Origin of the sequence: Flavobacterium sp. IMCC34852 (genome assembly GCF_030643905.1) — a bacterium.
Classification (GTDB): domain Bacteria; phylum Bacteroidota; class Bacteroidia; order Flavobacteriales; family Flavobacteriaceae; genus Flavobacterium; species Flavobacterium rivulicola.
The window spans coordinates 1098077-1113463 of the sequence record NZ_CP121446.1 but is presented as its reverse complement, the minus strand read 5'-3'; the positions used below and the strand labels follow the sequence as shown (position 1 = coordinate 1113463).

Here is a 15387-nt window from a genome sequence, read left to right as displayed (position 1 = left end):
AAATCAGATTTCCTGCTACTCCATTAAGGAAACTCGCCACTGCGAGAAGAAAACACCTTACTGCTATTAGAAAACCACTAACTGCAGTAAGGTTTTTTATTACTGCAAAAAGAAAACTCCCTACTGCAACTAGATATCTCACTACTGCAAAAAGAAAACTCCTCACTGCAATTAGATTTCTCGCTACTGCAAGTAGAAAACTCCTTACTGCAACTAGATATCTCGCCACTGCAAAAAGAAAACTCCTAACTGCAATTAGATTTCTAGCTACTGCAAAAAGAAAACTCCCTACTGCAACTAGATATCTCGCTTCTGCAAAAAGAAAACTCTCTACTGCAACTAGATTTCTAGCCACTGCAAAAAGAAAACACCTCACTGCAACTAGATTTCTCGCTACGGCAAAAAGAAAACTCCCTACTGCAAAAAGATATCTCACTACTGCAAAAAGAAAACTCCTCACTGCAATTAGATTTCTCCTCACTGCAAGTAGATTTCTCCCTACTGCAACTAAATATCTCACTACTGCAAAAAGAAAACTCACTCCTTCAAGTAAATAACAATAAAGTTGCACAATGTCACCCTGAGCCTGTCGAAGGGCAAACCGTCCAAAACATTTGACCCGAGCGAAGCGAACTGACGAAGTATATTAAGAGGAGGAAGCCCAGTGGGCTTCAGGCCTGCCTGCCGGTAGGCAGGTATGCGAACTTCAGTTCGCCAATAATATAAAACAAAAAACCCCTCATCGTTAGATGAAGGGTTTTCAAAAAAAAGGCGGCGACATACTCTCCCACATTACTGCAGTACCATCTGCGCAGTCGGACTTAACTTCTCTGTTCGGAATGGGAAGAGGTGAGCCCCGACGCAATAACCACCTTAAGCTTTTAGCTAAAAGCTGTTAGCCGTTAGCTGCGGCCTTCGCCGCTAATATCTTAACATACTGAGATAAAGAAAATAATTTTATGCAAGAAAGTTTCTCCAGCCTCTTGCGAGGCTGGATGACGTACATAAGCTTACGGGTTATTAGTACTACTCGACTATGACATTACTGCCTTTACATCTATAGCCTATCAACGTGGTCATCTTCCACGACCCTTAAAAGAAATCTCATCTTGTGGTGGGTTTCGCGCTTATATGCTTTCAGCGCTTATCCCTTCCCAACGTAGCTACTCTGCGGTGCTCCTGGCGGAACAACAGATACACCAGAGGTTAGTCCAATTCGGTCCTCTCGTACTAGAATCAGATCCACTCAAATTTCTTGCGCCCACAGTAGATAGAGACCGAACTGTCTCACGACGTTCTGAACCCAGCTCGCGTGCCACTTTAATGGGCGAACAGCCCAACCCTTGGGACCTTCTCCAGCCCCAGGATGTGACGAGCCGACATCGAGGTGCCAAACCCCCCCGTCGATATGAGCTCTTGGGGGAGATCAGCCTGTTATCCCCGGCGTACCTTTTATCCTTTGAGCGATGGCCCTTCCATGCGGAACCACCGGATCACTATGCTCTACTTTCGTACCTGATCGACCTGTATGTCTCTCAGTCAAGCTCCCTTATGCCATTGCACTCTACGCACGGTTACCAAGCGTGCTGAGGGAACCTTTAGAAGCCTCCGTTACTCTTTTGGAGGCGACCACCCCAGTCAAACTACCCACCAAGCAATGTCCCCCATATGATGGGGTTAGACCTCAGATAAGCAAAGGGTGGTATTTCAACAATGACTCCACAACGCCTGGCGACGCCACTTCATAGTCTCCCACCTATCCTACACATCACTTATCCAAGACCAATACTAAGCTATAGTAAAGGTGCACAGGGTCTTTTCGTCCCACTGCGGGTAATCGGCATCTTCACCGATACTACAATTTCACCGAGCTCATGGCTGAGACAGTGTCCAGATCGTTACACCATTCGTGCAGGTCGGAACTTACCCGACAAGGAATTTCGCTACCTTAGGACCGTTATAGTTACGGCCGCCGTTTACTGGGGCTTCAATTCAATGCTTCTCCGAAGATAACATCTCCTCTTAACCTTCCAGCACCGGGCAGGTGTCAGGCCCTATACCTCATCTTACGATTTTGCAGAGCCCTGTGTTTTTGATAAACAGTCGCCTGGACCTTTTCACTGCGGCCCCGATTGCTCGGGGCGACCTTTCTCCCGAAGTTACAGGTCTATTTTGCCTAATTCCTTAGCCATGAATCTCTCGAGCACCTTAGGATTCTCTCCTCGACTACCTGTGTCGGTTTACGGTACGGGTTCTTATAATCTAAGTTTAGAGGTTTTTCTTGGAAGCCCTTAGGTACACTATCACTTTGGCCGAAGCCTCCGTGTACTATCGCATTTCCCCAAAAGCCGTGGATTTGCCTGCGGCTCTTATAGGTAGGTGCTTTAACGAACTATTCCGTCAGTTCGCGGTACTTTCATCACTCCGTCACCCCATCACAATTATAAGAAGTACGGGAATATTAACCCGTTGGCCATCGACTGTCCCTTTCGGGTTCGCCTTAGGACCCGACTAACCCTCAGCTGATTAGCATAGCTGAGGAAACCTTAGTCTTTCGGTGTGCGGGTTTCTCGCCCGCATTATCGTTACTTATGCCTACATTTTCTTTTCTAACCAGTCCAGCATGCTTTACAACACACCTTCAACCCTGTTAGAATGCTCCCCTACCACTCCATTGGAGTCCATAGCTTCGGTAGTATACTTATGCCCGATTATTATCCATGCTCGTCCGCTCGACTAGTGAGCTGTTACGCACTCTTTAAATGAATGGCTGCTTCCAAGCCAACATCCTAGCTGTCTGGGCAGACAAACCTCGTTTTTTCAACTTAGCATACATTTGGGGACCTTAGCTGATGGTCTGGGTTCTTTCCCTCTCGGACATGGACCTTAGCACCCATGCCCTCACTGCTGTAAAACATTATATAGCATTCGGAGTTTGTCAGGAATTGGTAGGCGGTGAAGCCCCCGCATCCAATCAGTAGCTCTACCTCTATATAACTATTATCAGCGCTGCACCTAAATGCATTTCGGGGAGTACGAGCTATTTCCGAGTTTGATTGGCCTTTCACCCCTACCCACAGGTCATCCGAAGACTTTTCAACGTCAACCGGTTCGGACCTCCACTATGTGTTACCACAGCTTCATCCTGCCCATGGGTAGATCACACGGTTTCGCGTCTAACACTACTGACTAAAGCGCCCTATTCAGACTCGCTTTCGCTACGGATCCATGACTTAATCACTTATCCTTGCCAGCAACGTTAACTCGTAGGCTCATTATGCAAAAGGCACGCCGTCACCCCACTAAAGGGCTCCGACCGCTTGTAAGCGTATGGTTTCAGGATCTATTTCACTCCGTTATTCACGGTTCTTTTCACCTTTCCCTCACGGTACTGGTTCACTATCGGTCTCTCAGGAGTATTTAGCCTTAGCGGATGGTCCCGCCAAATTCAGACAGGGTTTCACGTGCCCCGCCCTACTCAGGATACCACTATCCTTATCTTCTCTTACCTATACGGGACTATCACCCTCTTTGGTTAACCTTTCCAGGTTATTCTAGTTCAATCCGCAAGAAATGTCGTGGTCCTACAACCCCAAAATTGCCGTAACAACTTTGGTTTGGGCTAATCCGCGTTCGCTCGCCACTACTTACGGAATCACTTTTGTTTTCTTCTCCTCCGCCTACTTAGATGTTTCAGTTCAGCGGGTTTGCCCATCTATCGATGTACTATGTCTTCAACATAGTGGGTTGCCCCATTCGGATATCTACGGATCAATTCGTGTGTGCCAATCCCCGTAGCTTTTCGCAGCTTATCACGTCCTTCTTCGCCTCTGAGAGCCTAGGCATCCCCCATACGCCCTTATTTTGCTTATTGTACTTTTAGCTAAAAGCTAACAGCTATTAGCTGACAGCTTAAAACTGTGTTTCTTTCTACTTTTTAAATTTTCTTATCTCAATATGTCAATGAACTTTATCTGTGTGGATTGGGTTATTTGGTTATTCGGCTATTTGGTTTCCCAAATCAACAAATTACCGCATAAACGAATCAACAGATTCGTGGAGAATATCGGAGTCGAACCGATGACCTCCTGCGTGCAAGGCAGGCGCTCTAGCCAGCTGAGCTAATCCCCCAATCTAATTATGAATTGTGAATTATGAATTATGAATTGGTCAATCCATAACCCCTCAACCCTAGAATTTCCAAGCTAAAAAAAGTAGTCCCGGGCAGACTCGAACTGCCGACCCCTACATTATCAGTGTAGTACTCTAACCAGCTGAGCTACGAGACTCTGTTTTCTTTGCTTAATATTATTTGAACTAACAGCGAGAGTAAAAAAATTCTACTTTTTGAGGACTATCCCCTATATCGTCTCTAGAAAGGAGGTGTTCCAGCCGCACCTTCCGGTACGGCTACCTTGTTACGACTTAGCCCCAGTTACTAGTTTTACCCTAGGCAGCTCCTTACGGTCACCGACTTCAGGTACCCCCAGCTTCCATGGCTTGACGGGCGGTGTGTACAAGGCCCGGGAACGTATTCACCGGATCATGGCTGATATCCGATTACTAGCGATTCCAGCTTCACGGAGTCGAGTTGCAGACTCCGATCCGAACTGAGAACGGTTTTATAGATTCGCTCCTACTCGCGTAGTGGCTGCTCTCTGTACCGTCCATTGTAGCACGTGTGTAGCCCAAGGCGTAAGGGCCGTGATGATTTGACGTCATCCCCACCTTCCTCACAGTTTACACTGGCAGTCTTGTTAGAGTTCCCGACATGACTCGCTGGCAACTAACAACAGGGGTTGCGCTCGTTATAGGACTTAACCTGACACCTCACGGCACGAGCTGACGACAACCATGCAGCACCTTGTAAATTGTCCGAAGAAATATCTGTTTCCAAATACGTCAATCTACATTTAAGCCTTGGTAAGGTTCCTCGCGTATCATCGAATTAAACCACATGCTCCACCGCTTGTGCGGGCCCCCGTCAATTCCTTTGAGTTTCATTCTTGCGAACGTACTCCCCAGGTGGGATACTTATCACTTTCGCTTAGCCACTGAAGTTGCCCCCAACAGCTAGTATCCATCGTTTACGGCGTGGACTACCAGGGTATCTAATCCTGTTCGCTCCCCACGCTTTCGTCCATCAGCGTCAATCCACTGGTAGTAACCTGCCTTCGCAATTGGTATTCCATGTAATATCTAAGCATTTCACCGCTACACTACATATTCTAGTTACTTCCCAGTAATTCAAGTCTATCAGTATCAATGGCCGTTTGATCGTTGAGCGACCAGATTTCACCACTGACTTAATAAACCGCCTACGGACCCTTTAAACCCAATGATTCCGGATAACGCTTGGATCCTCCGTATTACCGCGGCTGCTGGCACGGAGTTAGCCGATCCTTATTCTTACGGTACCGTCAAGCTCCCTCACGAGGGAGTGTTTCTTCCCGTACAAAAGCAGTTTACACACCATAGATGCTTCTTCCTGCACGCGGCATGGCTGGATCAGGCTTGCGCCCATTGTCCAATATTCCTCACTGCTGCCTCCCGTAGGAGTCTGGTCCGTGTCTCAGTACCAGTGTGGGGGATCTCCCTCTCAGGACCCCTACCTATCGTTGCCATGGTAAGCCGTTACCTTACCATCTAGCTAATAGGACGCATGCCCATCTTTTACCGTTGGAACTTTAATATGTCTAACATGCGAAAAACATATACTATGAGGTATTAATCCAAATTTCTCTGGGCTATCCCTCTGTAAAAGGTAGGTTGCATACGCGTTACGCACCCGTGCGCCGGTCTCAAGGAAGCAAGCTTCCTCTACCCCTCGACTTGCATGTGTTAAGCCTGCCGCTAGCGTTCATCCTGAGCCAGGATCAAACTCTTCATCGTATATTGTTGATGCTCGCGCATCGTTTTTTTAGACAAAGGCTAGTCTTTTCAAAAATCCTAAGATTTCCTTACTCTCTTTTTGTTGTTCTAACATCTCTGTTAGAACGGCTGTCAATTCAATATGTCTATGAACGTTGTCTTCTTTATTATCAAACCAATCTCTCGATTAGCGGGTGCAAAAGTAAGCATCTTTTTTAAACTAACAAGGCTTTTTGAAATTATTTTTGAATTTATTTCAAATTCCTCGTTTTACAGCTTTTCAATGTGCTTTTCCTCTCTTGCGGGGTGCAAATATAAAAATCTTTTATCTCCCAATCCAAATAAAAAACACTCTTTTTTAGACTTTTTTTTAATTCGCTGATAGCTTGAATTTTACAAGTGCAGTTCGTCGACTGTTTGCTTTTCATGGTTTCCTCAAAACACCAAATGAACTCATTTAGCCCCGATAGGAGCTAGCTACCATGTAGCGCGGATAGCGGGACTGAACTTGATTGTATGCAAAAAATGTGTGCTACAAAATCCCACGCGCCGCATAATTCCTTCGTTAAAATAGCCACAGAGCTATTTCTTAACGCTCACTTCTACTCGAAACGGATAGATTTGGAAGGTGTGATTTTAGTAATGATATAGGAAGGAATTAATAAAACCAACAAACAAATCACTACAGTACCTATATTAAGAAGTAATATGTAAAACAGATTGATGTCGACCGGCGCTTCGTTGACATAGTAACTTTCGGGGTTGAGTTTGATGATGCCGAGGTATTTTTGCAACAATAGCAAACCGATACCAATGATATTTCCCCAAAGCAATCCTCTTCCTATTAAGTAGGCGGCGTTGTAAAGGAATATTTTTCGGATGGTCCAATTGTTGGCGCCGATTGATTTCAGAATTCCTATCATTTGAGTTCGCTCTAAAATTAAAACCAAGAGCGCTACAACCATATTAATGGTAGATACGGCAATCATGACAATTAGTATAACGACAATATTGAAGTCGAATAGTTTGAGCCATTCGAAGATGTAGTAGAATTTTTCGACTATGGTTACAGAATCTAAGGTAGAGGCTGTTTCGGCATAAACTTGTTGTCCTTTTTGTTCTATTTGGGTAAAATCGGTCACAAAGACTTCGAAAGAACCTATTTCATTGGGTTTCCATTTATTGATTCTTTGCACATGGCGAATATCGCCAATAACATAACTGGCATCGAATTCTTGAAAACCCGAATTGTAAATTCCTACTATTTTAAAATTACGCAAGTTGTAGCCTTCGCTGTTTTCTTTCATAAAATAGGTTACAAACTTATCATTGAGTTTTAAACCTAAGCGATTGGCGAGATATTGTGAAATGAGCACCTCTTCGTTGAGATTGGTTTTGAAATCGGGCAACCTGCCTTCAACCAAATACTCTTGCAAGTTGGCCGTTTCGTAGTCTTTTCCGACCCCTTTAAAAATAATCCCTTCGAAAGCGGCTTCAGTCCGAATGATTCCGGCTTTACCGGCTACGGCTTGGACATGCGTAATACCTTCAATGTTTTTGAATTTAGGGTAAAAACTTTGGTTGATGGAAATGGGTTTAGTGCTGACATCGGAATTATTATCATTGTAACCGGAGATGATAATATGACCGTTAAAAGCAGAAACCTTCTGGCGTATTTTTTGTTGAAGTCCAATACCGGTCGCAATAGAAACAATCATCATAATCATTCCCAAAGCAATGGCGGTGATGGCAATTTTTATAATTGGCGCAGATATACTACTTTTATGGTCTTTAGCAGTAATGAGTCTTTGGGCTATAAAGTATTCCGGTTTCAATTCCTTAATCGATTTGTGACAAAGATACACAAAGTTATCGGCGCTGAATTACTGCTCATTTTAGAAAATTATTTGTTATGAAATATTTTATCAACGGAATCTTATTGCTTTTAGCCTATTTGTTTATTTCTTCATCTTGCGGCATCAGGGAGAAAATCAGTGAGAGAAATCTTGAACCTACAAATACTGTTCGGCCAACGGTGGCACAACCTATAAAAACAGGTGCTGATAATTCAGTCACTTATCTTCCTTTATTAAAAGGAAAGAAAGTTGGCATAGTGACCAATCAAACCGGAATCCTTTCCAACAAAACACATTTAGTTGATTACCTTACAGACCAAAAAATCAACCTCCAAAAAATCTACGCACCCGAACACGGTTTTCGTGGCACCGCTGATGCAGGCGAATTGATTAAAGACGGCAAAGACACCAAAACCGGTTTGCCGATTATTTCTTTGTACGGCAACAACAAAAAACCAAAACCGGAACAATTAGTCGGAATTGACGTGATGGTTTTTGATTTACAAGATGTCGGTGCGAGATTCTACACTTATATTTCTTCGCTACACTATATTATGGAAGCTTGTGCGGAAAACAATATTCCGCTGATTGTTTTGGACCGACCCAATCCAAACGGTGCTATTGTGGACGGACCGATTTTAGAAAAAGAACACACTAGTTTTGTAGGTATGCACCCAATTTCATTACTTCACGGGATGACCATTGGCGAATATGCGCAAATGATTAACGGCGAAAAATGGTTGAAAAAAGAAGTACAATGTAACTTGACTGTGATTCCATGCTTGAATTACAAAAGGGAAATGCCATACAGTTTGCCTGTAAAACCTTCGCCGAACTTACCCAACGACCAAGCCATTAATTTATACGCCAGTTTGTGTTTGTTTGAAGGAACAAATGTAAGTGTTGGCCGCGGTACTGAAAAGCAGTTCCAAATTTACGGCTCTCCGTTTTTACCGAAAAGCGGCTTTAGCTTTACCCCGATACCGAATTTTGGTGCCAAAGAACCGATGCACAAAGACCAATTGTGTTATGGAGAAGATTTGACGCAAATTCAAAAAGTAACCCGTTTGGAACTAAAATGGTTGATTAAAGCCTACAACACCACTTCGGACAAAACCAAATTCTTCAACGACTTTTTTACCAAATTAGCAGGAACCAAAACCCTGCAACAACAAATTGAAGCCGGAACTTCCGAAGACGACATCAGAAAATCTTGGGAGAAAGGTTTGAATGAGTTTAAGACCATTCGTCAAAAGTACCTGATTTACCATTAAAACTCATCACGTCTGATTATCAGACAATTATTTTTATTACTTTTATGAAATATAAATAATTATTATGGATAATCCTGTTAAAAATAATTCTCGCGCTCCCATTTTAGACATGCTCAGAGGTGTTGCCTTATTGGGTGTATTTGTAGCCAACATTGCTGTTTTTTCAGGATATGTATTCCTGCCGGATAAGAAGAAATCACTTTTACCTACAGCAGCCACCGATGTTTTTGTTGACTTTTTTCATTTTGCTTTTATCGACGGTAAATTTTACTCTATGTTTTCGTTGCTCTTTGGTATTGGATTTTCCATCATTATCAGCAAATCCAGAGGCATTCTCACTTTTTACAAGCGCCTGATTATACTGATAGCCTTTGGATTGGCTCATATCTTTCTTCTTTGGTTCGGCGACATCTTATTGTTATATGCCTTGCTTGGTTTGTTATTGCCGTTGTTTGCCAAAGCCTCCAACAGAACGTTACTGCTATTGGCTTTGGTTTTAATCTTAAGCCCGATAGTATTGGATACTGCCCGAACCTTGAGTAATGATAAGTTTTCTCCTGAAAGCTATTTCTACCAAAAAGGGGCGGAAAAAGACCAAGAAATCGGCTTGACTGAAAACACCGATTTTGTAAAATTGGTAAGCGAAGCCGATTACCCCAAATTTAAAGCTATAATGGTAGGCGGATTTTATTATCGCTGGGGTGGATTAATTGAAAACAATAGGCTACCTAAAGTGTTCGCTTTGTTTCTATTAGGAATGATGATTGGCAGGAACCGCTGGTATGAAAACTTGGCAGACAAGAAAAAACTACTGCTTCAAATTAGAAAATGGTGTCTGATGATTGGCTTACCAACCACATTGGTCTTTGCTTATCTCAGTGTTTTTAATGACGAAGAACCCAAAATAGCGCATGCCATAGCCTATGCTTTTAGTGTGATTCCGATGGCTTTCGTTTATATAACTTCACTAATTTTATGGTATTTAAAAAGCCAATCCGGATTGAGGGCTTTTGCTTACGTGGGCAAAATGACTTTGACCAATTATATTTTGCAAAGCTGTTCGGCCTTTTTACTTTTTTACGGAACCGGCATGGGCTGGTTTGGCAAAATGGGTTCAACAGTAACTCTTTTCATGGCCATTGGTATTTTTGGAATCCAAATTATTCTCAGCCAATTTTGGTTGCGCTATTTTGAATTCGGACCACTCGAATGGATTTGGAGACAGCTGACTTACGGCAAGTTTATACCATTGCGAAAACCCGATTAAATCTGAACCATTATATTCGGATTGACTTTTAAAAGTTCCTGAATAAATGCTTCTCTTTCTTTGGGTGAAATGAGCACCTCGTCATACTTGTTATAAACCACCGCAATTCGGTCTAAAGACAAAGCCGGAGAGCTCAATGGGTTGTGAGTACTGTAGATTTTTTTAATCGATTTGATATCGATTTTTTTCCACCATATGATCAGGTTTTCTCCGTCAATTTTGTACTTGATTGATTTAAACATTAAAAAAACCAAACTTAAAACTCCGAATGATACCGAAAACACCACGTAGTCTTTACTCAAAAGTCCTTCAATCATCGGATAACAAAACACTATAAAAATAACGATAATCAACCACCAATCGATTTTAGATCTATACACTTTCATATCTTTATTATAAAGGGAGTTTTTTCTTCATTTCTTCTACTATATTATAAGCTGCCGGACAAATGGACACATTCTTCAACGTCAAATCTGAAATTTGTTGGAACTTTTTTCTATCCGTATGCGGAAACTCGCGACAAGCTTTCGGACGAACTTCATAAATCATACAATAATTTTCGTGGTCCAAAAATGTACATGGCACACTTTGCAACACATAATCTTGGTCTTCATCAATTCGCAAATACTGGTCGATAAACTGTTGAGGCTTTTGCTTCAAATGCTTCGCTATGCGTTCGATATCGGCAGAAGTAAATAATGGCCCGGTGGTTTTACAACAATTGGCACAAGTCAAACAATCGGTTCGCTTAAACTCGGCGTCATGTAAATCCTGCATCACATAATCCAAATTCTTAGGTACTTTCTTTTTCAGCTTGTCGAAATACTTTTTGTTTTCGATATGCTTATCTTTGGCTAACTTTTGTAGTATGTCAATTCGTGGATTTGTCAATTTGGTTATTTGATAAATGAATTGCAAAATTACATAAAACGAATAACCCAATAACCGAATAACCGAATAAACTCATGAAAGATCTTTTCGGCCAAGCCATCCTCGATTTCCAAACCCATAATGCGCCCGAAGATTTGGTCACGGAAACCAACATCTCCGAAGCCGATGAGATGAGCGTTGAGTATCTTTTTCGATCTTATAATGATATGCCGAAGTTGGAAAAGAAAGCTCTCCAACTGGCCAAAGGCAAAATCCTCGATGTAGGTTGCGGTGCCGGAAGCCATAGTTTATATTTACAAGCAAAAGGTTTTGACGTTACGGCCATCGATATTTCGCCCAGCGCCATCAAAGCTTGCCAACTTCGTGGCGTGAAAAATGCCCGAGTTCAGAATGTATTGGATATTGAGAATGAAAAATTCGATACTGTTTTTTTATTAATGAACGGCACGGGAATCTTTGGCACATTGGCCGAAACTTCGAATTATTTACAAAAACTAAAATCACTTTTGAATCCGAACGGACAAATTTTGATGGACAGTTCCGATATTATTTACATGTTTGACCAAGACGAAGATGGTGCCTATTTGGTTCCGGCCGATGGTTATTATGGCGAATTGACGTTTACCGTTTCTTACAAAGGAAAAACCGAAGACACTTTTCCGTGGCTTTATCTCGACTACAACACTTTGCAAAATGCCGCTCACGCCAATGGTTTGGAATGCGAATTGGTACTCGAAGGCAAACATTTTGATTATTTGGCTAAACTCACCTTATCATTATGAAAGATTTACGCTATCCCATCGGAACTTTTGAAGCCCCAAAAGCATACACGGCTGAACTTTTGGCGAAAGCCATACAAACGATTGAAACTTTCCCGCAAAAACTAAAAGCCGAAGTCGCACATTTAACGCAAGAACAATTAAATACACCATATCGTCCTGATGGTTGGACCGTTCGTCAAGTCATTCACCATTGCGCCGACAGCCATATGAATTGTTTTATCCGTTTAAAATGGACGCTAACCGAAAACAATCCGACCATCAAATTCTACTACGAAAATCTTTGGGGTGAAGGCATCGACAACAAAACCATGCCGATTGAACCAACACTGCAATTTTTGGAAGGTTTGCATTATCGCATGGCATTTGTGATGAAAAGTCTCTCGGAAACCGATTTGGAAGCCGCTTACATTCATCCCGAACACAATAAGGAATTCCAACTCCGCGAAATGATTTGCTTATACGAATGGCATTGCAATCACCATTTGGCGCACATCACCGAGTTGAAAAAAAGAGAAAACTGGGTTTGATTTTTAGGAGCTTAATCCGGCTTTCCATTCCAATCTCTTCGAGGATTTCCATTACAATCCGGGCTATGATTCTATGCTTCTATCAAATCTGTGGTTTGAATAATATCTTCCAGCGCTTTGTACAAAATATCCAAGTCTTCCTGAGAATTATAAGCATTAATCGAATACCTCAAATAAATATTACCATTCAAAGGCATGACCGGAATCTGTATTTTGTATTGGTCATATAGTAAATCCTTCAACTCAGCAGGCTTATAAGTCTTCACCGGAATACTGGCCATTTGGCCTAAAAATTCTTCGGTAATCGGTGCCAATGGTCGTGTTTTTAGCAAATCACAAAAGCGTTGGTAATTGGCAAACACGATTTGCTTACAAGCTTTTGATTTTTCCTTCCAATTATTTTGTTCCAAAAACTCAATGACTTTGGGTGTACACAAAAAAGCCGAATGGTCATTGGTTCCCTGATACTCGTGGTAATCCAAAAACCGACTCTCACTTGGCGCTACACTTTCATAACCCCAACTCACCACCAACGGATCTAAATCGTCTTGGAATTCTTTTTTAACGTACAAAAAGGAACTGCCTTTGGGAGCCAACATCCATTTGTGCAGTGTTCCGGTATAGAAATCGGGATTTAAATCGGTTATATTTAAATCGATATGACCTGGAACGTGTGCGCCGTCAACAATGGTGATTAATCCTAACTCTTGCGCTTTATCACAGATTTCCTTGACCGGAAAAATCAAAGCCGTTGAGCTCGACATTTGGTTTAAGAAAACCACTTTGGTCTTACTGGTATAACCTTTCCAAAACTCCTCAATAATTTGTTCTTTGGATACAATAGGCAAACTAATAGGTTGACGAACATACTTGGCTCCTGATTTTTTACAGTAAAAATGCCACGTTCTGTCCATCGCGCCATACTCGTGATTGGTGGCCAAAATCTCGTCTCCCGGATTGAGTTTTAAACTTCTCATTACGGTATTAATTGCCACAGTCGGATTGGGTACAAAGAAAAAATCTGCAGCATCACAACCTATAAATTCGGCTAATGGTGCTTTGGCAAGCTTTAAATATTGAGGCAATTTCTTTTGGATAAAGACAACCGGTTCGTTTTCTAGCTCTAATTGAAAGCGTTGGAATTCTTCAAAAATCGGTTTCGGGCAAGCGCCAAAAGAACCGTGGTTTAAAAATGTGATGGAAGGATCAAGTAAAAATTGTGATTTCATGTAAAGATTTTTTTGATGATGATTGTATTTTTGGTAAAAATAAAAAATCCCAAACAGTGTTTGGGATTTTAACTTTATTTTATGCTGAATGATTACTGCATGTATTTCATTACCAAGGCTTGTACTTCTCCTTGCAAACTCATCATAGAGTCTTGTGATTTCTGAGCAATTACACTAGCTTTTTCAGACATTTTTTTTCCTACCGGACTATTATAAAAGGCCAATATCGCTTTGACATCTTCTTTTGAATATTCTTGAAGGTAAATATCAATTGTAGCATCTGTAGCCTTTTTGATAATGATATCAAACTCTACAGCAAAAGCGGCTTTTTTATCTGCAGGAATCATCTCCAACACTTGTTTTTTAGCGCTATCTATCTGACCCAAAGCACCGCTTTTTTCTATCACTTGTTCTACTTCTTCTCTGGTTGCCTTGTCTTGTGAAAATCCTAATTGTGACACTAGTGCTAAAGCCACAACGAATAATAATTTCTTCATTTTTTTAAAATTAGTTAATAATGGTAAAAATACTTTTTTATGGTTACAAAAACAACAATGCTCAACTTTTTAAAACATAAATACTAAGGCAATTGTATAGAAATTGGCAAAGCATACATCACTCTGACCTTTTGACCATTTTGTTCACCGGGAATCCATTTTGGGCATTCTTTTAAAACCCTGATAGCTTCTTCTCCTGTTCCGAGACCGATATCTCTAATAACTTTGATATCGGAAAGACTACCGTCCTTTTCAATTACAAATGTCACAAATACTTTCCCCTTTAATCCTTTAACATTCGGGGTTTTGTAATTCTTACCGATGTATTTATAAAATTCATTAAGTCCACCCGGAAATTCGGGCTTCACTTCAATACCGGACGTATTGTAAATTGAATTGTCGTCAGTATTGGGCGATGCTGCCGGTTCAACATTTTGAGCAAAACCCAACATTGAGAAAAGCATAAAAAATAAAACTTTGATGGTTTTCATAACATTACGGGATGTTTAAATATTTGTGGGTTTGCAATGACACTCTCCATTTTGGGTTGTTCATGACATAGTCAACAATCAGCGGCGTCATTTCTTCTTTTTTGCTCCATTCCGGCTGTAAAAAAAGAATGGCATTCGGGTTAACTTTAGCGGCTTGTTCTTCGGCAAAGATAAAATCGTGTTTGTTGTAAATAATGACCTTTAACTCGCTGGCTATTGCATAAGCATCATCAACAGGCAACTTGTTTTTCTTAGGTGACAAGCAAAACCAATCCCAAGTTCCCGAGACCGGATAAGCTCCCGATGTTTCGATGTGTACTTTTAAATTTTTGGCTTTTAATTTTTGCGTCAGCAAAGTCATATCCCAAGTAAGTGGTTCTCCACCGGTTACCACAACAGTATCGGCATATTTTGCAGCATTGTCAACTATGGTATCGGTATTGGTTGGCGGATGCAATTCGGCATTCCAGCTTTCTTTTACATCACACCAATGACAGCCTACATCGCAACCGCCAATTCGGATAAAATAAGCTGCGGTACCGGTATGATATCCTTCGCCTTGAATGGTATAGAATTCCTCCATCAACGGAAGCATTTCTCCTTTATCAACAGCCAATTGTGTTTCTTTTGATAGCATTATAAATAATATAGTGGGCAAAGATACTCAATTTGAGAATGGATTTAAATAAAAAAACCGCCCTG

Annotated in this window: 10 protein-coding genes, 2 tRNA genes, 3 rRNA genes and 1 pseudogene; 4 read left to right on the top strand and 12 right to left on the bottom strand. The window is 41.5% G+C overall.

What is annotated here, in order from left to right; genetic code table 11:
- Positions 1 to 766: 766 nt before the first annotated feature.
- The 6 genes from rrf to P7V56_RS04880 all read right to left on the bottom strand — a co-directional run bounded on the left by rrf (position 767) and on the right by P7V56_RS04880 (position 7706).
- Positions 767 to 876 (bottom strand): 5S ribosomal RNA (rrf, locus tag P7V56_RS04905).
- A 124-nt stretch (positions 877 to 1000) separates the two neighbouring features.
- Positions 1001 to 3874, bottom strand: a 23S ribosomal RNA gene (locus P7V56_RS04900).
- A gap of 183 nt (positions 3875 to 4057) precedes the next feature.
- Positions 4058 to 4131, bottom strand: a tRNA-Ala gene (locus tag P7V56_RS04895).
- 84 nt (positions 4132 to 4215) lie between these two features.
- Positions 4216 to 4289, bottom strand: a tRNA-Ile gene (locus P7V56_RS04890).
- Positions 4290 to 4376: 87 nt separating this feature from the next.
- Positions 4377 to 5892 (bottom strand): 16S ribosomal RNA (locus tag P7V56_RS04885).
- Together the 16S, 23S and 5S rRNA genes with 2 tRNA genes alongside form the textbook arrangement of a ribosomal RNA operon.
- A 581-nt stretch (positions 5893 to 6473) precedes the next feature.
- Entirely contained in the window at positions 6474 to 7706 is a 1233-nt protein-coding gene (locus tag P7V56_RS04880; protein WP_171220809.1) for an ABC transporter permease, read from the bottom strand.
- Positions 7707 to 7783: 77 nt separating this feature from the next.
- Between P7V56_RS04880 and P7V56_RS04875 the strand changes: the two genes are divergently transcribed.
- Both P7V56_RS04875 and P7V56_RS04870 read left to right on the top strand, forming a co-directional pair.
- A complete protein-coding gene (locus P7V56_RS04875) occupies positions 7784 to 9001 on the top strand; it encodes an exo-beta-N-acetylmuramidase NamZ family protein (protein ID WP_171220810.1) in 1218 nt (405 codons plus the stop codon).
- A 64-nt stretch (positions 9002 to 9065) separates the two neighbouring features.
- Positions 9066 to 10268 carry a DUF418 domain-containing protein gene (locus P7V56_RS04870; RefSeq protein ID WP_171220811.1) on the top strand — a complete coding sequence of 401 codons (1203 nt, stop codon included), beginning with the start codon at positions 9066 to 9068 and terminating at the stop codon, positions 10266 to 10268.
- Here the strand turns inward: P7V56_RS04870 and P7V56_RS04865 are convergent.
- A complete protein-coding gene (locus P7V56_RS04865) occupies positions 10265 to 10654 on the bottom strand; it encodes a PH domain-containing protein (protein ID WP_171220812.1) in 390 nt (129 codons plus the stop codon). The genes P7V56_RS04870 and P7V56_RS04865 overlap by 4 nt on opposite strands.
- A gap of 7 nt (positions 10655 to 10661) precedes the next feature.
- Entirely contained in the window at positions 10662 to 11159 is a 498-nt protein-coding gene (locus P7V56_RS04860; RefSeq protein WP_171220813.1) for a YkgJ family cysteine cluster protein, read from the bottom strand.
- A gap of 74 nt (positions 11160 to 11233) precedes the next feature.
- On the opposite strand from P7V56_RS04860, the gene P7V56_RS04855 reads away from it, so the two are divergent.
- Together P7V56_RS04855 and P7V56_RS04850 are read left to right on the top strand one after the other, a co-directional pair.
- Positions 11234 to 11941: a class I SAM-dependent methyltransferase gene (locus tag P7V56_RS04855; RefSeq protein WP_171220814.1), complete on the top strand. Its 708-nt coding sequence runs from the start codon at positions 11234 to 11236 to the stop codon at positions 11939 to 11941.
- Complete coding sequence (locus P7V56_RS04850) at positions 11938 to 12468, top strand: YfiT family bacillithiol transferase (RefSeq protein WP_171220815.1); 531 nt, start codon at positions 11938 to 11940, stop codon at positions 12466 to 12468. The genes P7V56_RS04855 and P7V56_RS04850 overlap by 4 nt, the downstream gene beginning before the upstream one ends.
- A 71-nt stretch (positions 12469 to 12539) precedes the next feature.
- Here P7V56_RS04850 and P7V56_RS04845 read toward each other — a convergent pair whose 3' ends face one another.
- The 4 genes and pseudogenes from P7V56_RS04845 to P7V56_RS04830 form a co-directional block, all read right to left on the bottom strand.
- On the bottom strand, positions 12540 to 13697 hold the full coding sequence (locus tag P7V56_RS04845; RefSeq protein ID WP_171220816.1) for an aminotransferase class V-fold PLP-dependent enzyme: 1158 nt from the start codon (positions 13695 to 13697) through the stop codon (positions 12540 to 12542).
- Positions 13698 to 13789: 92 nt separating this feature from the next.
- Positions 13790 to 14194: a DUF2059 domain-containing protein gene (locus tag P7V56_RS04840; protein WP_171220817.1), complete on the bottom strand. Its 405-nt coding sequence runs from the start codon at positions 14192 to 14194 to the stop codon at positions 13790 to 13792.
- Positions 14195 to 14277: 83 nt separating this feature from the next.
- Positions 14278 to 14598, bottom strand: a pseudogene (locus P7V56_RS04835) (energy transducer TonB); the annotation flags it as partial.
- Positions 14599 to 14689: 91 nt separating this feature from the next.
- Positions 14690 to 15322, bottom strand: coding sequence for a 7-carboxy-7-deazaguanine synthase QueE (locus tag P7V56_RS04830; protein WP_171220819.1), 633 nt, complete (start codon positions 15320 to 15322; stop codon positions 14690 to 14692).
- Positions 15323 to 15387 lie beyond the last annotated feature (65 nt).